This is a genomic window from Thiomicrospira sp., assembly GCF_036568485.1.
GTDB lineage: Bacteria > Pseudomonadota > Gammaproteobacteria > Thiomicrospirales > Thiomicrospiraceae > Thiomicrospira.
On record NZ_DATCSL010000048.1, the window covers coordinates 1 to 20,439 of the forward strand.

Annotated in this window: 17 protein-coding genes and 1 tRNA gene; 11 read left to right on the plus strand and 7 right to left on the minus strand. The window is 43.1% G+C overall.

Annotated elements, in window-relative coordinates; translation table 11 throughout:
- Positions 1 to 50 precede the first annotated feature (50 nt).
- Positions 51 to 141, plus strand: a tRNA-Ser gene (locus VIM91_RS04880).
- A 231-nt stretch (positions 142 to 372) separates the two neighbouring features.
- Complete coding sequence (locus VIM91_RS04885; RefSeq protein ID WP_331863696.1) at positions 373 to 1,593, plus strand: tyrosine-type recombinase/integrase; 1,221 nt, start codon at positions 373 to 375, stop codon at positions 1,591 to 1,593.
- Positions 1,594 to 1,767: 174 nt separating this feature from the next.
- Here VIM91_RS04885 and VIM91_RS04890 read toward each other — a convergent pair whose 3' ends face one another.
- Positions 1,768 to 2,064, minus strand: a complete 297-nt coding sequence (locus VIM91_RS04890; protein WP_331863697.1) for a hypothetical protein — start codon at positions 2,062 to 2,064, stop codon at positions 1,768 to 1,770.
- Positions 2,065 to 2,182: 118 nt separating this feature from the next.
- Positions 2,183 to 2,494 carry a hypothetical protein gene (locus VIM91_RS04895; protein WP_331863698.1) on the minus strand — a complete coding sequence of 104 codons (312 nt, stop codon included), beginning with the start codon at positions 2,492 to 2,494 and terminating at the stop codon, positions 2,183 to 2,185.
- A 450-nt stretch (positions 2,495 to 2,944) separates the two neighbouring features.
- On the opposite strand from VIM91_RS04895, the gene VIM91_RS04900 reads away from it, so the two are divergent.
- From VIM91_RS04900 to VIM91_RS04940, 9 genes are all read left to right on the plus strand, one after another.
- Positions 2,945 to 4,513 carry a type I restriction-modification system subunit M gene (locus VIM91_RS04900; RefSeq protein ID WP_331863699.1) on the plus strand — a complete coding sequence of 523 codons (1,569 nt, stop codon included), beginning with the start codon at positions 2,945 to 2,947 and terminating at the stop codon, positions 4,511 to 4,513.
- Positions 4,514 to 5,383, plus strand: coding sequence for an ORF6N domain-containing protein (locus VIM91_RS04905; protein WP_331863700.1), 870 nt, complete (start codon positions 4,514 to 4,516; stop codon positions 5,381 to 5,383).
- Positions 5,380 to 6,528 carry a restriction endonuclease subunit S gene (locus VIM91_RS04910; protein ID WP_331863701.1) on the plus strand — a complete coding sequence of 383 codons (1,149 nt, stop codon included), beginning with the start codon at positions 5,380 to 5,382 and terminating at the stop codon, positions 6,526 to 6,528. Before VIM91_RS04905 ends, VIM91_RS04910 begins: the two co-directional genes overlap by 4 nt.
- 96 nt (positions 6,529 to 6,624) lie before the next feature.
- Positions 6,625 to 7,077 carry a hypothetical protein gene (locus VIM91_RS04915; RefSeq protein ID WP_331863702.1) on the plus strand — a complete coding sequence of 151 codons (453 nt, stop codon included), beginning with the start codon at positions 6,625 to 6,627 and terminating at the stop codon, positions 7,075 to 7,077.
- Between the two features lie 20 nt (positions 7,078 to 7,097).
- A complete protein-coding gene (locus VIM91_RS04920; RefSeq protein ID WP_331863703.1) occupies positions 7,098 to 9,932 on the plus strand; it encodes a type I restriction endonuclease subunit R in 2,835 nt (944 codons plus the stop codon).
- A 194-nt stretch (positions 9,933 to 10,126) separates the two neighbouring features.
- A complete protein-coding gene (locus tag VIM91_RS04925) occupies positions 10,127 to 11,206 on the plus strand; it encodes a hypothetical protein (protein WP_331863704.1) in 1,080 nt (359 codons plus the stop codon).
- Positions 11,207 to 11,335: 129 nt separating this feature from the next.
- On the plus strand, positions 11,336 to 13,954 hold the full coding sequence (locus VIM91_RS04930) for an AAA family ATPase (protein ID WP_331863705.1): 2,619 nt from the start codon (positions 11,336 to 11,338) through the stop codon (positions 13,952 to 13,954).
- Between the two features lie 75 nt (positions 13,955 to 14,029).
- A complete protein-coding gene (locus tag VIM91_RS04935; protein WP_331863706.1) occupies positions 14,030 to 14,461 on the plus strand; it encodes a hypothetical protein in 432 nt (143 codons plus the stop codon).
- Positions 14,462 to 14,557: 96 nt separating this feature from the next.
- On the plus strand, positions 14,558 to 15,445 hold the full coding sequence (locus VIM91_RS04940; protein WP_331863707.1) for a restriction endonuclease: 888 nt from the start codon (positions 14,558 to 14,560) through the stop codon (positions 15,443 to 15,445).
- 187 nt (positions 15,446 to 15,632) lie between these two features.
- Here the strand turns inward: VIM91_RS04940 and VIM91_RS04945 are convergent, their stop codons facing one another.
- The 5 genes from VIM91_RS04945 to VIM91_RS04965 all read right to left on the minus strand — a co-directional run bounded on the left by VIM91_RS04945 (position 15,633) and on the right by VIM91_RS04965 (position 20,434).
- Entirely contained in the window at positions 15,633 to 16,496 is an 864-nt protein-coding gene (locus VIM91_RS04945; RefSeq protein ID WP_331863708.1) for an ArdC family protein, read from the minus strand.
- A gap of 69 nt (positions 16,497 to 16,565) precedes the next feature.
- Positions 16,566 to 18,500 carry a DEAD/DEAH box helicase gene (locus tag VIM91_RS04950; RefSeq protein WP_331863709.1) on the minus strand — a complete coding sequence of 645 codons (1,935 nt, stop codon included), beginning with the start codon at positions 18,498 to 18,500 and terminating at the stop codon, positions 16,566 to 16,568.
- A gap of 26 nt (positions 18,501 to 18,526) precedes the next feature.
- Positions 18,527 to 19,423 (minus strand): conjugal transfer protein TraF, encoded by an 897-nt coding sequence (traF, locus tag VIM91_RS04955; RefSeq protein WP_331863710.1) that lies wholly within the window; start codon positions 19,421 to 19,423, stop codon positions 18,527 to 18,529.
- A gap of 29 nt (positions 19,424 to 19,452) precedes the next feature.
- Entirely contained in the window at positions 19,453 to 19,956 is a 504-nt protein-coding gene (locus tag VIM91_RS04960) for a S26 family signal peptidase (protein WP_331863711.1), read from the minus strand.
- A gap of 1 nt (position 19,957) precedes the next feature.
- A complete protein-coding gene (locus tag VIM91_RS04965) occupies positions 19,958 to 20,434 on the minus strand; it encodes a hypothetical protein (RefSeq protein ID WP_331863712.1) in 477 nt (158 codons plus the stop codon).
- Positions 20,435 to 20,439 lie beyond the last annotated feature (5 nt).

Below are 20,439 nucleotides of genomic sequence, written 5' to 3' on the forward strand. Positions count from 1 at the left end.
AGTTGTTCTGGACACAGGTATGAATAGCCTATATAATCCGCACACAATTTGGAGAGCTGTCTGAGCGGTTGAAGGAGCGCGCCTGGAAAGCGCGTATAGGTTAATAGCCTATCGGGGGTTCGAATCCCCCGCTCTCCGCCACTACATAAAAAACCGGATTTTGACATCCGGTTTTTTTTCGTCTGAAAGAAATCAATCGACACTATTTGACACTCTAAAGTCCTTGTTTTTAAAGGGTTTGCGTGGGTATAATCATTCCAAACCAAGAGCGCTTATTGAAAATAGATACTCTATGAAACTATAAGAAATATCATAAGTGCTCTCAACAAAGTGGTAACAAATACCTGTTTTTTAAAAAAAGTGGTAACAGATATGAGTAAGCTCACGGCGCGAGAAGTATCAGCCATAAAACCTTTGGAAAGAGATGTCCGTTATAGCGATGGGAATGGACTAAGCTTGCTAGTTAAATCAAATGGTTCTAAGTTGTGGCAAATTCGTTATATCGACAGAATAACGAAGAAACAAACTACTATTTCTCTGGGTGCATTTCCAACGGTCTCGCTGTCTGAGGCCAGGGAGATGTGTTTTGATGTCAAAAAGAAACTGAAGCAAGGCGAAAATCCGACCAATGCAGGTAGCGTGGATCACCACAACAAAACCTTTGAACAAGTTGCAAGAGAGTGGCATGAGCGAAAGCAGGTTGATTTAAGTCCAGGGTATGCGATAGATGTATTGCAGCGAATGGAAAAAAACTTGTTTCCATATATCGGCAAGGAATTAATAAAAAATATAGACCCGCCAAAATTAGTACAGACGCTCAAGTTGATTGAAAAGAGGGGTGTGCTTGATACTGCAAAAAGAATGAAGCAGACCGCTGGACAAGTTTTTCGATATGGGGTGGCTTCAGGGTACTGTGATAAAGATCCTAGCCGGGATTTAGACGATGTGCTCCTGAAAGCAAAATCTCGACACTACGCGACCGCAACGACAAAAGAAAAAGCAATTGAGCTTTTTAAGAAGCTGCAAACACATAAGGGTAGGTATTCGGTAGGTGCAGCCTTGGAGCTGATGCCTTATGTGTTTCTGCGCCCATCGGAAGTGGCTGAAATGAGAAAAGAGGAGGTATTCCTTAACGAGCGGATGATAAAAATACTGCCGGAAAGAATAAAAACTGGTAAACCACATTTAGTCCCTCTCTCAAATCAGGCATACGAAATTATACGTGAAGCTTCTGAAGTCGCTGGCGATTCACCATTTGTATTCCCTAGCCCTAATTCATTCGACAAGCCAATCAATGCTGAATCAATTCGCAAGGCAATGCGATCTGCCGGGGTTACGCCCGATGAGTTTACCCCGCACGGATTTAGGCACATGGCCTCAACGCTTTTAAATGAAATGCATTACGATGCGGATGCGATAGAGCTTCAATTAGCCCATGTTGTAGGCGGTACGGTAAGGATGACATACAATCACGCCAAGAAGATGAAATACAGAACAAGAATGATGCAGGACTGGGCGGATTTTATCGACGCGCTTAAAGCTAGAGATTTTGAAAAAATTAACTATTTTTTACAGAAGAATGAGCGGGATTAAATGTTTACGCTAAGAAAAAAGCCAGCTTGAATGCTGGCTTTTTGTTTGAAGTTACTGTTTTTTATCCTTAGAGCTACGCTCAAGAAAGAATAGGAATAGCGCCCCTATGCCAATAATGAACCAGATAAAGATGATCTCCGACCAAGTTACTTCTTCCATTTCGATGTTCCTTCATCAAGTATTTTGATTGTAGTATTTTACCAGCAAGTAAATCAAGCCGATTAGTGCTAGTGTAGCCAACCACAAAGCCCAAGCTTTTAAACCGATGCTTCCTAATGCGATGGTGTCAAAAAGCTTTAGAACGGTATCCACCAAAAAAAGCGCAAGCCCAGCAGCTAAGCCCAGTGAGAAGTTAGCCTTTGTTTTTGCTTTTAACTCTTGTCGTGAAATCCTTGTTACCAGAACAAGAAAAAACAGCAGTGACCCAACCCCCATGAGGAGTAGCCCACCAATATCATACGGATTCAGCATATTGTCATCTCCTGTAAAAGTTCTCAAAGCACATGTGCTCAACAGGAGTAGTGAGGCCGATTAAATATCGGTAGAGGAAAACGAAAAAGCACTCCGAAGAGTGCTTGGTTGAAGACAACTATTGCTGAAGTCGTTGTAGCAGTAGTTGGCGGATTTGTTCCGCAGACAAGCTTTCTATGCTTGCCGGTTGTTGTGCAGATTGAAACTGCTGGTACCCTTGCTGAGCTTGATTATATTGTGGTTGATGGTTTGCCTGATTTTCTTCAGGAAAGACCGAGAACCACCCATCAAAGCCAATTGGCAATTGATCCAACTTTACTGCAAACGAACCGTCTGGCCGCTGATACAAGGCTCCAGACTTCACCCAGTGATTTTTATTTCCAGTTTTACCGGAAGAAAAAACCAAGTTACCCAATTTTGTCATGCTCATACTGCTTCTCCTGTTAAAAGCTAAATTAAAGTTCTCAACAGGAATAGTGAGGCGCAAATAAAAAACCCCTCAGAAGAGGGGTTCTTGAATAAAGCGCACTCATTGCACAGAAAGGGGGAGTAACGGACGACCAATTCAGGTCAATCACCGACTCTTAATATCTCAGCTTTTCAATCACTCCGAGCTTTAAGGCAAGGTGAGTGCGCGGCTTTTTCTGTTAAAGGTTCTCACTATATATAGTGAGACATGCAGATTAAAATTTAAAGGAAATTGGAAGAAAATTATTTAATTGTCACAACTGTAACTATTTATATAAGCATAAGTTTATGTGTGATTTGTTATTTTTTAGCTCTGGCGTTGAGATGGAGCGAGACCCATGGCCACTATTCGCCTAAAACAGCGAAGAGTTTTACTGTATGATACATACTAATACTAACTGGAATAAACGCTATGTCAGAAGAAGAAAAGAAGCTCCTTGAACAACAGCTTTGGAATATCGCTAACGCTTTGCGTGGCAAGATGGATGCCGATGAATTTCGTGATTACATCTTAGGGTTTATCTTCTATAAATACTTGTCAGAAAAACTTTGTCTTTATGCTAACAGCTTAGAAGACGGTTTTGATTATGCCTCGGTTGATGAAAACACACCTGAAGGCAAAGAGATTGTTGCGGCTGTTGCCGCGGAGTCGGTAGAAAAACTGGGCTATGCACTCAAGCCGTCTGAGTTGTTTTCCAATATCGCTAAGAAGGGCGCGGCAATTGAGGGCGAATCGACAGACAACTTCATCCTTGGTGAGTTGCAAACCATCCTCAACAATATCGAACAGTCCACAATGGGTGCGGAATCAGAAGACGATTTCAATAAACTGTTTGAAGACCTTGATCTGAACTCAACCAAACTCGGTCGTACCGAGAAGCAGAAAAATGAGCTGGTCGCTAAAATCCTCACTCACCTAGACAAGGTGGACTTCCAACTCGAAAACGCCAATGCAGACGTGTTGGGTGATTCCTACGAATACCTGATTGGTCAATTCGCATCAGGTGCCGGAAAAAAAGCCGGTGAGTTCTATACGCCGCAAACCGTCTCTACTATTCTCGCTAAGATTGTGACCGACAATAAGCAATACTTAAAATCGGTGTATGATCCGACCTGTGGTTCAGGTTCATTGTTATTACGAGTTGCCAAGGAAGTAAAAGAAGTCGGTCATTTCTATGGCCAAGAACTTAACCGCACCACCTATAACTTGGCCCGTATGAACATGATTCTGCACGATGTGAACTATCGTCAGTTCAGCATTAAGCAAGATGACACCCTTGAGCATCCGCAGCATTTAGATAAACGCTTCTCAGCCATCGTTGCCAATCCACCGTTTTCGGCGCATTGGTCAGCCAATCCACTGTTTTTAAGTGATGACCGTTTTTCCCAATATGGCAAGCTGGCACCTAAAACCAAAGCGGATTTCGCGTTTGTGCAGCACATGGTGTACCACCTTGATGATGATGGCACTATGGCGGTGGTGTTACCCCATGGTGTGTTATTTCGAGGGGCGGCAGAAGGGCATATTCGCCAATACTTGATTGAAGACCGCAACTACTTGGATGCGGTGATAGGGCTACCGGCTAACATCTTCTATGGCACCTCAATTCCGACCTGTATTCTGGTGATGAAAAAATGCCGCACCAACCCGGACGACATTTTGTTTATTGATGCCTCGAATGACTTTGAAAAAGGCAAAAACCAAAACCGTCTTTTGCCTGAACACATCGACAAAATCATCAGCACTTACCATAACCGTGAAACCATCGAAAAATACAGCTACGTGGCACCGCTATCAGAGGTTAAAGAAAACGACTATAACCTTAACATTCCGCGCTATGTGGATACCTTTGAAGAGGAAGAGCCTGTTGATTTAAATGATGTGGTGAAGCAAATCAAAGCAATCAACCACTCAATGGCCAATACCGATATGATAATTATGGGTTACTGTGCAGAACTGGGTATTGAGGCACCGTTATAAATGAACCAGCTCGTTAATCAAGATAATCTGATACAGCAGCGCATCCATACGGTTCGCGGCCAACAGGTAATGTTGGACAGTGACCTTGCAGAATTATACGGTGTGCAAACCAAGGCGCTGAACCAAGCAGTGAAACGTAACAGCTTGCGATTTCCTGAGCGTTATTGTTTTCAGTTGACCAAAGAAGAGTTTGAAAACTTGAAGTCACAATTTGTGACCTCAAGTGAACACGGGGGCAGAAGAACGCTTCCATACGCCTTTAGTGAACAAGGTGTATCAATGCTTTCAACGGTTCTCAAAAGTGAGACCGCGATAAAAACCAGTATTCGCATTATGGATACATTCGTCGCTATGCGTCAGTTTATGAGCCAACACGCGCTAGTGTTTGAACGAATGGATGCGATAGAGCGCAAGCAATTTAGCACCGATAGCAAAGTCGAGCAGATTTTAGATGCACTGGAATCGAAAAACATTAAACAAGAGCAAGGCATTTTCTACGACGGACAGATATTTGATGCCTATGCGTTTGTCAGCGATTTAGTGCGCCAAGCCAAAAAAGACATTGTGCTGATTGATAACTATATTGACGACACTACGCTCACGCTGCTTAGCAAGAACCAAGAAGCTCAAATCACGCTTTACACCCAAAAGATAGACAAGCAACTCGCCTTGGATATTGAAAAATACAACAGCCAATACAAGCCGCTTCAAGTGAATACCGTTAAACACGTCCACGACCGGTTTTTAATCATCGATCACCAGGCCTGCTATTTGATTGGGGCGAGTTTAAAGGATTTAGGCAGGAAGGTATTTGGCTTCTCCAAACTCAATATCGACACCTACAAGCTGATTGAAGGATTGCAGCCATGAGCGAGAATAAAAATGTACCTGAGTTGAGGTTTCCTGGATTTGAGGGGCAGTGGTTGGTACATCAACTTTCACAAGCTTGTAATATGAAAGCTGGTAAGTTTGTTCAAGCTTCTGAAATACATAACGAAAAAGAGTCGGGAATGTATCCATGTTTTGGAGGAAATGGGCTCAGAGGTTATACGAGATCAAAAACTCATGAAGGAATTTATCCATTAATTGGTAGGCAGGGAGCTCTTTGCGGGAATGTACAGCTAGCCAATGGTCAGTTTCATGCAACTGAACATGCAGTTGTTGTTGAAGCAAGTGAGCAAAATGATGCTTTATGGCTATATTACCTTTTGGACACTCTAAAATTAAATAGGTATGCGACAGGTCAGGCTCAGCCTGGCTTGTCAGTAGATGTGATTGAAAAAATAAAAGCATACTTTCCTTCTCTATCAGAACAACAAAAAATCGCCGACTTCCTCTCTGCGGTCGATAAAAAAATCGAACAGCTCACCGAAAAACACCGCCTGCTCACCGAATACAAAAAAGGCGTGATGCAGCAGATTTTCAGTCAACAGATTCGGTTTAAAGATGATGAGGGTAATGAGTATCCTGAGTGGGTATCGATTCGCTTAAATAAACTAGCCACGATTAACCCTCGTGCCTCATCTTTGCCAAGCTCATTCATATACATTGACCTTGAAAGTGTTGAAAAAGGTAGGCTAGTAAAACAGGAAGTGGTTCAGCTAGATTCTGCACCAAGTCGGGCTCAACGACTTTTGACTGAGAATGATATTTTGTTTCAAATGGTAAGACCATACCAAAAGAACAATTACTTTTTTAATGATGAAGGGGATTTTGTTGCATCCACTGGCTATGCTCAGATTCAATACGAAGATGCCCCGAGGTTTTTGTATTATGCACTGCATTTAGAAGATTTTGTTGATAAAGTGATGGCTCTATGCACAGGCACAAGTTATCCAGCAATTAACTCATCGGACTTAGGTTCAATCAAAATTAATCTTCCTTCAAATATAGATGAGCAGCAAAAAATCGCCGAGTTCTTAACCGAAATCGACAATAAAATCGACCAAGCCTGGTTAAAACTCGAACAAACCAAAGCTTTTAAAAAAGGCTTGTTGCAGAGGCTGTTTGTGTAATGAAATTAATTGAGCCATACATTAAATAACATACAGGTTTTCTTGGTTGATTTGAGTTTGTATAACGAGTTGATTCATATTGCTAGGGTTTAGGAAATGAAATGGTTTGACGAAAAGATGTTGGAAAAAATTAATAATGGCTTTCAGGAATTTAGAGATATTGAGCTCCAAGTTTTAGAGGAACTGGGAGGTTGTCCACCCACACAAGGGAGTTGGAAGTCGTTCAACATGCTTCATGAGATCGAAACTTGTTATTCTGTAGGGGCTTATGTTGCCTCATTTATTTTAACTTTAGCGGCAATAGAAGCATCATTTAACGCCAGCTATCAGAAAAAAAAGGGAAACCTTAAAGGGTTGATTGAGAAATCAGGTTATGGAATTGAACTTGATGAATTGCGCCAAATAAGAAACGACATTATTCATGATCAAGATATTGGAAAGATTGCGTCATGTTTTGATGAAAGCATGAAACTTGATATGAAAGAGAACTGTCAAAAAGCATTTAGGTTAATGCATAGAATTTATTATCAGCCTACAAAGGTTGTTTGATTAAAAAAGACCCCAACACAATGATTTTAACCACCCAATCCGAACAAACCCTAGAAAACAATCTCATTGACCAGCTTATTGGCCAAGGCTATGAGCGCGTTAAAATTGAAAACGAAGCTGACTTGTTGGCGAACCTAAAGAGTCAGCTTGAAAAGCACAACAAAACCAAATTTGCACCGGGCGAGTTCGTCAAGATCCTTAACCACCTTCAGAAAGGTAATGTGTTTGAAAAAGCTCATACCTTGCGCGATAGATTCAATCTCGCCCGTGATGATGGCACTAATTTCTATGTTGAGTTTATTGACCAAGTGGAGTGGTGCCAAAACCAATACCAAGTAACACATCAAATCACCATGGAAGGCAGTTATAAAAATCGCTATGACGTGACCTTGTTGATTAACGGCTTGCCATTGGTGCAGATTGAGCTAAAACGCCGCGGCTTGGAACTAAAAGAAGCTTTCAACCAGACTAACCGCTACCAGCGCCATTCATTTGGGGCGGGAGCAGGCCTGTTTCAATTCATTCAGTTGTTTGTGATTAGCAATGGCGTAAATACAAAATACTACGCTAACAACAAAAACCAATCCTTTAAACAGACATTTTACTGGTCGGATAACGAGAACAACCTGATTACCCAGTTGGATCAGTTTGCCAAAAGCTTTTTGGAAAAATGTCATCTGTCAAAGATGATCACCAAATACATTGTTCTCAACCAGACCTATAAAATCTTGATGGTGCTTCGTCCATACCAGTTTTATGCGGTCGAATCGATTATCGACAAGGTGAAAAACTCGGTTCATGGCGGCTATATCTGGCATACCACCGGCTCAGGCAAAACCCTGACCTCGTTTAAAGCCAGTCAGATTCTCACCGGCTTGCCCAAAGTCGATAAGATTGTGTTTTGTGTGGACAGAAAAGACCTTGATTACCAGACCGCTAAGGAATTCAATTCGTTTAGCCAGGGGAGTGTTGATAGCACCGACAACACCAAAAAACTGGTTGACCAGCTAACCGGTGACACTAAGCTGATTGTGACCACGATTCAAAAGCTCAATACCGCCATCACCAAGGCACGCTATTCTCATGTCATGGACGACTTACGCGATAAGCGTGTGGTGTTTATATTTGACGAATGCCACCGCAGTCAGTTTGGTGATACCCATGGCCGAATAAAAGAGTTCTTTGAAAACCACCAAATGTTCGGCTTCACCGGTACACCGATATTTGTCGAGAATGTCACCAGTAACAAACTGGGTAAGCGCACCACAAAAGATCTGTTTGGTGAGTGCCTGCATAAGTATGTCATCACCGATGCGATTCGTGATGAGAATGTGTTGAAGTTCTCGGTGGAGTATATCAATACCTTTAAAAAGCGCGACATCATTGCCGATATTGAAGTGCAAGATATTGATACCAAAGAAGTGATGGAAGCGCCGGAACGACTTGATGCGATCACTGACTACATTATTGCCAATCACGACCGCAAAACCCATTCTAAACAGTTCACCGGTATGTTCTGTGTCAGTTCGGTTGAAATGTTAACCGCTTACTATGACTTGTTCCAGCGCAAGAAAGAGGCCGGTGAGCACAATCTACGAATTGGCACCATCTTCAGTTATGCCGCCAATGAAGATGATAAAGACGCGAATGATGACATTGCAGAAGAAACCACCGACATGACCGGCAAGGTGGTGAACGAGCATAGCCGTGACAAGCTGGAATCCTATATTGCCGACTACAACGCCATGTTCGGCACCAAGTACACCACCAAAGACAGCCAATCCTTTTACAAGTATTACAACGAGCTGGCTAAGCGCGTCCGGGAAAAGGAAATCGACATCCTGCTGGTGGTCAATATGTTCCTCACCGGCTTTGACTCACCGCCGCTCAATACCTTGTATGTGGACAAGAACCTCAAGTACCACGGCTTAATTCAAGCGTTTTCGCGTACCAATCGAACCATGGGTGAAAAGAAGTCACAGGGCAACATTGTGTGCTTCCGCAATCTTAAACAAGCGACCGATGATGCGATTGGCTTGTTCTCCAACAAGGAGGCCAAAGACACCATAATCATGCAGCCGTATGAGGATTATGTTAAGGCATTCAACGAGGCTCTGGCCAACCTCAAAGCGATTGCGCCGGAACTGGATGATGTCAACAAGTTGCCGGACGAAGAGGCCGAGTTTGAGTTTATTCGTGCCTACCGTGAACTGATGCGTGTGTTTAACATTCTCAACACCTTTACGGACTTTCAGTTTGAGGATGTGGGTATTGAGGAGCAGGAGTATGCCGATTATGGCAGTAAATACCTTGATCTGCATGAGAAGGTCAAAAGCAATCGAATGACGGAAAAGGTCTCTATTCTCAATGATATTGATTTTGAGTTAGAGCTGATTCACCGTGATGAGATAAACGTCACCTATATCCTCAAGCTGCTTGGCCAACTAAAAGACACCGAGCCTAAAGAACACGAAGCTAAGAAGAAGGGCATTCTCGATATGCTATCGGGCAATGTTGAAATGCGCTCGAAGAAAAAATTGATTGAGAAGTTCATCGAAGAGAATCTGCCACAGATTCAATCCGGTGGCGACATAGAGGCTGAGTTCAAACGCTTCTGGGATGAGCAAGACCAGGCCTATTTGCTTAGATTAAGTGAAGAGGAGGGGCTTGATCACGAAAAGCTCAAAAAGCTGATCTCAAGCTACCTGTTTACTGAAAAACTGCCATATCGGGATGACGTGGTTGAAGCGATGATCAACAGGCCAACGATACTCAAGCGCAGGGCGGTGTCGCAACGGATTTTGGATAAGGTGCTGGATTATATTGGGACGTTTGTGGATGGAGCGCCGGAGTAGTTGATGGTAAGCAATGTTATTCTACTTGATTTTTTATAAATGAAATTATCCAGACCGTGATGGGTGCGCAACGTAAATGCCTAATGTAATTTCTGGCTTATGAGTGACAATTTACACATAGCTAACAGGGCGCTCGTTTTGATACACACTACGCCGCGCTGCATAGCTTAAACGTTAGAGGCTAGGAGAAAAAATTGACTCCAGTAAAGAATACTAGAACCAATGAATATCAAATAACAATTGATATGGATGCAAATTCTTCACGTTTGCTCTTAGACAAAGAACAGGTCCCTTACCCTCAATCTCAATCGTATTGTGATGAGCTTACGATCAAGGAAAATAAGATTTATATAGTTGCGAATCGTTCTGGTGCTATTGATTTAAATGGTATTTTTACCAATCATCAAAGCGCGTTGTATCGCCAAATTACAAAGTCACTTGTGTATTACTACTGTGCGGTTAGAAAGCCCGTGCAAATCAAAAAAATAAAGATCGAACATGTGGCTAAGAAGTCCTCAAAACAGGTTACACTGAATAAAAAAGATATAAAGCAGGTTGTTGACAATAATGCGTCACTGGAAGCACTCAAAGATATTAATCTAACTGGTTTGAAAACTATCTTTTTAGAAAACAACAAGGCACATGGTTTTCTTTTTGGTTTAACGTATTTGATTAAGTCGCTTCACGCTGATAGTAAGCATGGCATGTTTGAGAATCAATGGAAAGCGTTTAATGCAATTTATAAGGCAGTCGCAAATACTTCTAAGGACTTCGATTGTCACCGGATTATCAGAAGTGATCTAGTTAATAATCCAAACTCCTATCCTTTAGTTTTAAATAAAGTGTCGATGCTAGAGGAACAAGAGATTAGAAGAAATACTCGCTGGGTTAAGTTTATTCATAATGACTTTTCAACAGCCGGGCAAACTCGTGCTTTTAAGGAATTTCTGTTGCGAAATGAAGACCATCGACTGATGAAAGTTTTTAAGGATACCCTCCCTGTTCGCAAAGATTTCCTTGAGGCGGAAGGCTTTTATAATGAAGTTATGAAACATCTAAATGACAATCAAGCTACGGTAAACGACTCTCACTTGGCTGCAACATTGTGTATTAAATATGCGTATTTTGTCCGAAATAAGCTAATACATGCTGAAAATATTGAATCTGGATTTAGGTTGGTTCCTTTAAATAAAGAGGAAGAAGAAGTAACTTGGCTTTCAAGCATGTTGATCCTTTTAATTATAGATCTGATCAATGATAATTGTCGCTTCTAACAAACGCAGGCACAGCGACGGCTTTTACACTGCGGCTTCGCCTCCATTCCAAAGCAGCGCGTGCTGCGGGCGTTATGCAAGTACAGCAGCTTTGGACCACAGCCGCAACGAAATCAAGCGAGGAAATGGATGGCCCTACTTAATCAAATATTAAATTGGACAGAATCTCTTCAGTCATGGCAACGAGACGCCTGTCGTCGCCTCTTCCAGCAGGAATCAGAACTAACTGACACCGACCTGTCCGAGCTATACGCACTACTTAAGAAAGAATACGGTATGGAGAGTGATGGTGAATTGCTTCCGATACCACTGGCTAAAGAGCACCTTCCTGCTGAACTTGCCCTAGGGGAGCAAGTTACTCTAGTCGCTTTGAGAGACCTGCAAAACGTCAATCAGATTCCGAGTGACCGTATTCTAACTTTCGCCGAAGCTGGCATTACTGTGATTTATGGAGGAAATGGTTCGGGTAAGTCGGGCTATGCTCGTGTTATGAAAAGAGCTTGTCGGGCTAGAGATCAATCTGACCCTGTCCACCCAGATGCAAATGATCCGGCGGCCTCCAAGAGAGTGCCCACCGCAAAATTTGATGTAAAGGTAATGGGTGTGTCACATGAAGTTTGTTGGGCGCGCGATACAACTTCACCAGATCAGCTCTCCTCAATCTCAGTCTTTGATTCCAAGTGTGCTCGCTCTTATATCACGGCGGAGCAAGATGTTGCTTACTTACCATACGGCCTAGACATTATTGAAAATCTAGCCAACAGAGTTCTCCCAAAACTCTCAGAGATGCTCGAGTCAGAGATTAGTGGGATTGATGTAAGTAGGTTGCCGTTCCACCACCTTCTTGGCGATACAGAGGTCGGGAGAGTTATTGCAAACCTTTCTATAAAGTCAAACGCAGAAACTATTACTTCACTTGGAACCATCACTGAAGGCGATGTTAAACGAATTGCCGAGCTTGAGAATACTCTCAAGGAGGGTAATCCTCTGGCTAAGGCGGAAGAGTCGAAGCGTTCTATGATGCGACTGAAAGCTTTTGCCGACAAGTTGGCTAAACCTTTGGTATGGGTTAGCTCAGAAGCTGTTGAAAAACTTCAGAAAATAAATGATGAGAAGATCTCCGCGGAGAACGCTGAGAAGAAAGCTGCCGACGCGTTGTGCTCCGGTGAAGAGTTACTTTCAGGAACTGGAGGGCAAGTATGGAAGCTTCTTTTTGACGCCGCACGGCGCTACTCCACTGAAGCAGCATTTCCCGGAGAAGAGTTTCCTCAGTCTACTGAGGGTAAAGTGTGCCCATTGTGCCAGGAAAATTTACCCGTATCAGGGATTGATCGTCTTAAGCGATTTGATGAGTACATCCAGAATGATGTCGCAAAGACCGCCGAAGCAGCACGTAATAAGATAGAAATAGCCAAGACTAAGATCAAAGCAGCCGATCTTATGATTGCTGCCGATGATGCCCTTAGTGAAGAGCTCAAGGTCTTAGACGGCTCAATCCATCAAGTAATTTCAGATTTTCAAGCTTCGATTGATGCGCGTAGAGAGTTTATGCTCCAGTGTCTCGAAACATCAAAATGGGCAGAGGTTCCTGCTTTGAACGTCTCGCCAAGAGCGCGAATTCGCCAGCTTGCAGCTCAGCAATTAAGGGTTTTCCGAACGCTTACAAGAGCGGCGGATGAGACGAAGCGAATGAAGCTTGAAAGAGAATTGAGTGAACTTACTGCAAGACAAAGCCTAGCTAAGAGTTTGAGTGCTGTAGTCGAGTTGCTGGATCGGATGAAAAAGAAGTTTTCCCTTGAGAAATGTCGCTCCGCCTTAAAAACACGTTCGATTTCTGATAAGTCAAAGGAATTTGCTACTGTGGCGGTAACAGATGAGTTAAGGAAAGCTCTTGACAAAGAGTTTGAAGCACTTGGCATTGGGCACATCAAAACAAAACTAAAGGAGCGTAGTTCCCGCGGGAAGATGTACCATCAACTTCTACTAGATCTTCCAGTCACGAACAAAATTGATGAGATTCTTAGCGAAGGTGAGCAACGTGCAATCGCGCTGGGTTCATTCTTTGCTGAGTTGGCGCTCGCCAATCATTCGTGTGGAATTATCCTCGATGATCCGGTTTCGTCGTTGGATCATTGGCGGCGACGAAATGTTGCCCGGAGATTGGTTGAGGAGGCTAAGAGTCGGCAAGTAGTAGTGTTTACTCACGATACATCATTTCTTGGCCAATTATCCGATGAGATCGAGGCAGCAGATATTCCTAATTCAACATTCTTTTTGGAGTGGCGAGGAGGAGCCCCTGGCTGTGTTAATGATGGCCTCCCGTGGGATCATCAAGGCTATAAAGCAAGAATAAACGCTCTTGAGCAGGCGCAGAGCAAGCTTGCGAAGACGTGGCCGGCATATCCTAATGAAAAAGAGATTGGAGATATGCGATACCAGTATGACCGGTTAAGGGCAACGCTCGAAAGAGTAATTCAAGACGTTGTTTTTAATGGCGTCGTAAAGCGATACCGCGACTGGATCCGTGTGGACTCACTTGAAGAGGTTGTAGGTTTTAGCCGTCCCGAATACGAAGCTATTGAAAAGCTGCATAAGCGAAGTTGTGACGTTGTAACGGCCCACGACGCATCGTCGGCAAAGGCTGCTGCCGTACCCTCAGCGGCTAACTTGGGCAATGACATCGATGCCTTGAAAGCTATTGTTGAAACTATTCAGAATCGGAGAAAGTCCGCAAAGGCAACCGCGTAGGAATTGAATGCATATCAATAATATTTTGCCGGACAAGCTTCCGGCTGAGTGCGGTGCTGGGCAATGCGAGGTTGCATGGAAAAACTAATTTCACTCCACAAGCACTGGCTCAAGGCAGATGCTTTAAAAGAAGTTGCTGCAACAAAGATCGAGGGTGATCATGGCTTTAAGGAGGGCTTGTTGGAATTTGCAGAGTTTCATTCGTCATTTGCAAGGCTATCTGTGTTCTACGGGCTGATCTACGTCGTAGTAGAAGGCTACAAGGCGCTTAAATGTACCAACCCAAAAGTGGATGAGCTCCTTTCTCAAGAAGATTTTGTAGACGCACTTCGACTTTTTAGAAACTCGACATTTCATTTTCAGAAGGAGCTTATACCCGAAAAAGCAATGAAATTCCTAGAGCTTCCTGAAAGTGAAAACTGGATCAGAGCTTTACACATAGCTTTTAAAAATTTTTTTGAGGTAGAGCTACAAATAAAAGAAATAATGGATAAGATAAATGCCTAACAAACCCAGTCAAAGGATCCCAAAAAACCTCCGCATCGCTCTGGATTTGTCACAGGTGATGGCGGCGTTAGGAATCTAGGAGTTGAACCTTAATTCATGATTGATGACCCGTATCCAGAGAGCTGGCAGGACCTACAAAAAGGTGTGAAGCGACTATTTCGCAACGTAGGGCTGGCCGCTGATGTTGAGATTGACCTTCAGACACCGCGTGGCACCGTCAATGTAGATGTTTGCGCTGTAGACCATCGTAGCTTGGATAAAATCAAATATATTGTGGAATGCAAGAACTGGAACACCACAGTGCCCCAATCTGTGGTTCATTCATTCACCACGGTTATGCATGAGACTGGAGCTAACATTGGGTTTATCGTATCGAAGTATGGCCTCCAATGCGGGGCGAAGCAGTACACTCGTAATACAAATATTACTGGATTAACCTATCTAGAACTTCAGCAGCGATATTTTGAGGCTGGGTGGAGAAGATACTTTTGCCCCCGGATAGGTGATGCAGCTGATCGCGTTTTGCAGTACACAGAAGAATTTAATGGTCAGCGAGATAAAGCTTACGAAAACCTATCGGAGAAAAATAAAAAAACATTTGACCTGTTACGATCAAGGTACACTGTTCATTCTTGGATGTTTTCGATGTTTAATTTTGAGCACGTGAGCCCACTCCTGAAAACCGGTACCTTACTAAATGTTCCGGCCGACTTAGATACTTTTAAAAAAGAGGTCTTATCTCAGATTTCACCTGGTGTGGAATGGCACTGCGTAACTTTTCGTGACCTTTTAGATTCGATTTTACAGTTCCTCAAAGATATAGAGGAAGAATTTAACTCACTTTTTGGCGGATATATTTTTGATACGATGCCAATAAGTGGTGTAGGCTCCGAGGGGCCGCCAATAGAATGGCAGAAAGAAAACAACCCCACCCCAAAACTGCGATATGAAAGTGACTTGAGTTTTTCAGGGTCAACTATTTGAGTTACATTTTAACTTGTCTTTGTGTACGAAGAAGGGTTGGAGTCAGGCCAAGAGTTGATAGTAGTTTTAGAGGATTTGGTGTAATCATTAAGTAGTTGGTATCAAAAACCCAACTCACCATAATGGCCGTTATGATCGGTTGGTGACAAAGTGAATTGAGCACCCAAAAGAGTGCTCGATTGAAAAACTATTTCTGCTGTTCACAGAGATAGTCAAAGACAGCTTGAGCTTTTGCAGCGGCCTTCCATAAACTCATTGGGTCTTCTTTGAGACCCTTAATCCAGTGCTTGATATAAGCCGCGTGATTTTGATCAACACCGCCTTTTTCAACCCCAAGATGTGAGCATAGAAAAACAGCGCTTAACTCAGCAATAAGCTCTTCAAAGGCATACTTTTCCGAGCCAAACACCGCGCTATGATCAGTGATACCGTCACGATTAAGACGCGATTTATGACCTGTCCAGTGAGCGATTTCATGCAACAAGGTTGCATAATAACTCTCTTCAGAATGAAACAGGCCTGGTGCAGGCATCATAACTTTATCTCGAATAGGGCTATACGCAGCCTTGTCAGAGGTAATAATGTCGGCACCGGTGTTATCGATAAAAGCATCGACAACAGGGCGGCAATAACCAACTTTCAGACTTCCTATCAACTCAACTTTTTTGGGCAGCTTGTGAACAACGCCATCCATTTGCTGAATATTGAAAACCCGATAGCTTTTGAAAACCGGAAAGGTATTTTTCTCGCCAGTTTTTTCGTCTTCTTTTTCAACTAATGAGTAAAAGAAAACAGGTGTTGTCGTTGCTCCCTTTTTTATTTTTAGACCTAGTTTTTTAGCTTGGTTAAAGGTCAACCAGTAGGGTTCATCCCATCCTTCACGGTAAGCTTTAAGCGCCAGAATAAATGGATTGATTCCTCTGTAAATTGAACCCGAAACAGGGTTCTGATGTTTGACTGATCTAAAGGGTTTAGACCAATTCAGATCATCAGACTCCATCAAGCTAATTATTTCGTTTACAAGGTCTTTAAATAAGTCTTTATGCGACATGATTCTTCTCCTGTTAAAAGCTCAAATAAAAGTTCTCAACAGGAGTAGTGAATGTGCGGCAAATCTTATTTAAGCTGCTCGGGACGCCTTCGATGCCGCCGCCATGATTTTCATTTTTACATCAGGCGATAACTCATCCTTAACAACGCACTCGCCAAGCGCTTTTTTGTTATCAATGATGGTTTTGAGGTGATTGTCGATGGTGCCAAGAATGATCGGCGTGATTATTCTGACCAATTGTTTCTGGCCAATTCGATTAGCGCGGTCTTCGGCCTGCTCTTTAAGGGCTTGTGTCCAAGGCAAGGATGCAAAAAATACATGACTGGCACTGGTTAGCGTAATACCAACACCTGCGGCTTTCGTATTGCCAATAAATACCCGTGCTGTGCCATTTTGAATGGCATTCACTGCTTTATCACGCTTGGAAACGGAATCCGATCCTGTATAGGTGACACACTCAATGCCGCGAGATTCAAAAAGGTCTTTAAAACGCTCAACGGTTTCTTTGTACTCACAAAAAATTAAGCTCTTATGCTCACCGGCAATGGATGTGATCTGTTCAGCGATAAATGAAACCTTAATATCCTCAAGCAGGTGTCTTAATTTTCCAAATTTAACGATAGAGGATAGGTTGTCATTGTTAAGTATCGCCAAGTATTGCTCTCGGTCTGAACCTACAAGATCAATCTCAACGACTTGCTCTATCTTTCCGGGCAGCTTATTACCCAAGATTGATTTTTCGCGGCGTAACATCCAAGTTGCCAGCTCATCTTTAAGCTGACGAGCATCGGCCATTGAATTGCCGTATTCCTCTAAAAACGCCTTGCGTGGCAGCTTGCCAAGACGATGGCCGGACAACATCAGCAAGGTATGAAGCTCATTGAGCTTATTTAGCACAGGTGTTCCCGTTACCAAAATACGGTTTGCGGCCTTGAATGCGATATGGAAGGCATTGCGGGACTTGATGCTTCGAGGGTTTTTTAGCTCATGAGCTTCATCAAAAAAGGCCATGGCGATCTCTTTGATTTTATTCTCTTCTAAAAAAGCGATAGCCTTGTCCGAGATTTCATAATTGAAGATATACCATTCCTTGCCTAACGGTATGCTTGAGCTTCGACTTGGACACACGTAGTAAGACTTGGTGCTTCCAGTCCATTTGGCAATCTCATTACCCCAGTTTCGAGTTAATGATTTGGGACACAGGACGATTTTAATGCCATCGGTAAAATGCCCAGCTACCACGCTCTGCAAGGTTTTTCCTAAGCCCATGTCATCAGCTAACAAACAACTGGTGCGGCTTAATAAAAATTCAATTCCTACGGACTGGTGAGGTAGTGCATCTATTTGTTGGCAATATTCATTCAGTTTTTGACGATTAAATCCGCGAGACTCAATCCCTCTAATGGAATGAAGAATTGTTGCGGAGAGAGTTTCAAACTCTTTGTCACGAGCCCGAATTATGTCATCACCCTTTTGTCCAAGCACATCTGCGCTGCGCTCAAACAGATTTGATTGAGAGTCAGTATCAATCTTTAAGGGAGAGTTGAAGTAAACAATACTGGACAATGGGATGCCGTTTAGCTCATTCAATTCATCAACAAGGGACTCAACATCATATTCAACAATCCAGGCCTTGTTTTTTGCATCAAACCTTCCGGCAAGCCCTCGAAAAAAGTAAGCCGAAGCCCAGTCAAACTCACAAAATATGATGAGTTTCTCATCGTCATCAGCAACAGGGTAAATTTTGAATGTCAGCAGCTTCACAAATTCATCGGAGGCCTTTGATGCGTGGATCAGTGCATCAAGCTTCTCTGGTGAAACATTTAGCCGGTGTGCAATTTCGGAGAGGGCAATGCGTGCGTTTTTTCGCATAAAAACCCAGCGCTTAGCGACCGGATGAAAGTAGGCTTTGTGCTTTTTAGCGTATGCCTTAAAAACATCAGCTGTGCCATAGTCGTTTTGCACCCAAACGCGATACTGGTCATAAACCATCGACTTAATCACACAAGGCCTCCATCCACATCAAAAGCCTACTTGCGCATCAATAGTGACTTAAACTCACTCATATCCTTCGGGTCATCAAAAGACATGGGTGCTGAAACATCATTAGACTTGAGCCCCTTTTGAACAGCAGAGCGCCAAGCGATAAAGAAGTTATAAATGCGATCTTCTAATTCATCGGCTGAAATTAACCCGTTAGAAACCCGAATCCATACGTTGTCGGGCAGGTATACATAAAAAGACGGAACCACTTCAATATTAAGAAGCTGAGCCGCTTTATCAACCAATTCACCTTTAGAGCATGATGCGACAAAGGCAGGGCAATCGCCGAGCAAACTGGCACCGTGAACATCAATGTCGGTATTAATTTTTAACCAACGAACAGCTTGTGCTTGTTCATGGCAAAAAATGCAATCATCTTTGGAGAACATGATGACTTGGCCATTCCAATCTTTGATCGTATCCCACACCATTTGCTTTTTGTCCTTGTTAATCGACATGGACAGTCTCAGACCATAGGCGCTAATAGGATTGGTTGCTCGTGGATCAAGTGAAGGGTCTTGTACTGTGTTATAGCGCCATAACTTTGATGCTTGAATAGATTGATCAATAATCCACTTAGTGTATTTCTGCAACTCTTTTACAGCCTTGGCATCATTCGGATTCATGTAGGCGTTTTGCATTAAGGCATCACGCATCTTTTCTTGTTGTGCAAAGGTGCTGGGTTCAATGAATCCGCACTCTAAACGCCAATTAGTATTGCAATCATCTTCTTGCTTGGTGTCCCCCATGATCACTTGAGGGGTTGGGTTTCTCTGCGGCGGAAGAGTGGATTCCTTGGGCGGCGATATGCGCGGCGGCTCTTTATAAAACCAATAACCTTGATTACCGGGCTCGACCAATGCGAAAGCCGACTGGCTTAGCATGGATAGCACCATAGCTCCACAAACAAGCCTTACTCGAATTGCCATAACAGCCATGCCTTTCCGATAAGTTGTGATTTATGAACGAGACCAAAGTAGCGGCTATCAAAGCCCCTTGGGTTGTCTGACCCCATGAAGATGTAGTCATTGGGGATTATCAGATTCTCATAGCTCTGAATAAGGGGCATTTCGGTGTTGGCAATAGAGAGAAGGGTTCGACTTCCATCTTTTTCAACACGGTAGAAATTGGAGCCATCGACATCAATTACCTCACCAGGCAGCCCTAAAGGATGTTTGACGAAAGATGTTGATGTTAGGCGAATACGATCAAAGCTTTCATCATAGGGCGCATGAGGAAAATACTCGAAGAGTACATAGTCTTCATGAGACAGGGAAGGCAAATGATCTTTCATGTAAAAGTAAACCCCCTTTGGAACAGAGGGTGTTGTATTGATGCCAATTCTAAAAGGCGAAACTTCCCAAGCTAAACCAAGAAGAAAGGCGATAATGGCATAAGGCACTAGGCCTCGTGCCACATTATTTACCCGAGTTTTGAGTGTTAAGTTCATGGTTGCTATCGCTATGTAAATGGCTCGTGGGAGCAATCTGTAACTGCTTACCAATATCAATGGAGGGTACATTTGTGGGCAAACCGGCAGCCTTCAATATGTCATCGGTTATATCGGTAAGGTTGCTGGATAGAACGGCCTGCTTAACCAACACGGTTCGGCCTTTTGATTGCTCCTCAAGAATTGCCTGCACACGCCTTGAAACCTGAAACACATCAGAGAGCACGACATCTTTGTTTGCACTTTCGCCGATAATTTGTGCAGCAGCTGCTCGTTGAGCGTTAGCAATTTTTATAGGATCAACAATTACAACTTGTTGTCCAGAGCCAATCGGCAGGCTTTTAAAGTCTGATGCATGGATAAGAACAGCGCTAATGACGATGGATGCAATCGCAGCGACTGCACCGGTTGCAATATGCGAACGGTTTATTTGTATAAAATTCATCATTC

Excerpts from the sequence above, each read along its gene's own strand:
- VIM91_RS04890 (WP_331863697.1), bottom strand. The coding sequence starts at position 2,064 with ATGCTGAATCCGTATGATATTGGTGGGCTACTCCTCATGGGGGTTGGG.
- VIM91_RS04940 (WP_331863707.1), top strand. The coding sequence starts at position 14,558 with ATGATTGATGACCCGTATCCAGAGAGCTGGCAGGACCTACAAAAAGGT.
- VIM91_RS04965 (WP_331863712.1), bottom strand. The coding sequence starts at position 20,434 with ATGAATTTTATACAAATAAACCGTTCGCATATTGCAACCGGTGCAGTC.
- traF (WP_331863710.1), bottom strand. The coding sequence starts at position 19,423 with ATGCTAAGCCAGTCGGCTTTCGCATTGGTCGAGCCCGGTAATCAAGGT.
- VIM91_RS04935 (WP_331863706.1), top strand. The coding sequence starts at position 14,030 with ATGGAAAAACTAATTTCACTCCACAAGCACTGGCTCAAGGCAGATGCT.
- VIM91_RS04905 (WP_331863700.1), top strand. The coding sequence starts at position 4,514 with ATGAACCAGCTCGTTAATCAAGATAATCTGATACAGCAGCGCATCCAT.
- VIM91_RS04910 (WP_331863701.1), top strand. The coding sequence starts at position 5,380 with ATGAGCGAGAATAAAAATGTACCTGAGTTGAGGTTTCCTGGATTTGAG.
- VIM91_RS04945 (WP_331863708.1), bottom strand. The coding sequence starts at position 16,496 with ATGTCGCATAAAGACTTATTTAAAGACCTTGTAAACGAAATAATTAGC.
- VIM91_RS04885 (WP_331863696.1), top strand. The coding sequence starts at position 373 with ATGAGTAAGCTCACGGCGCGAGAAGTATCAGCCATAAAACCTTTGGAA.
- VIM91_RS04895 (WP_331863698.1), bottom strand. The coding sequence starts at position 2,494 with ATGAGCATGACAAAATTGGGTAACTTGGTTTTTTCTTCCGGTAAAACT.
- VIM91_RS04915 (WP_331863702.1), top strand. The coding sequence starts at position 6,625 with ATGAAATGGTTTGACGAAAAGATGTTGGAAAAAATTAATAATGGCTTT.
- VIM91_RS04920 (WP_331863703.1), top strand. The coding sequence starts at position 7,098 with ATGATTTTAACCACCCAATCCGAACAAACCCTAGAAAACAATCTCATT.
- VIM91_RS04930 (WP_331863705.1), top strand. The coding sequence starts at position 11,336 with ATGGCCCTACTTAATCAAATATTAAATTGGACAGAATCTCTTCAGTCA.
- VIM91_RS04900 (WP_331863699.1), top strand. The coding sequence starts at position 2,945 with ATGTCAGAAGAAGAAAAGAAGCTCCTTGAACAACAGCTTTGGAATATC.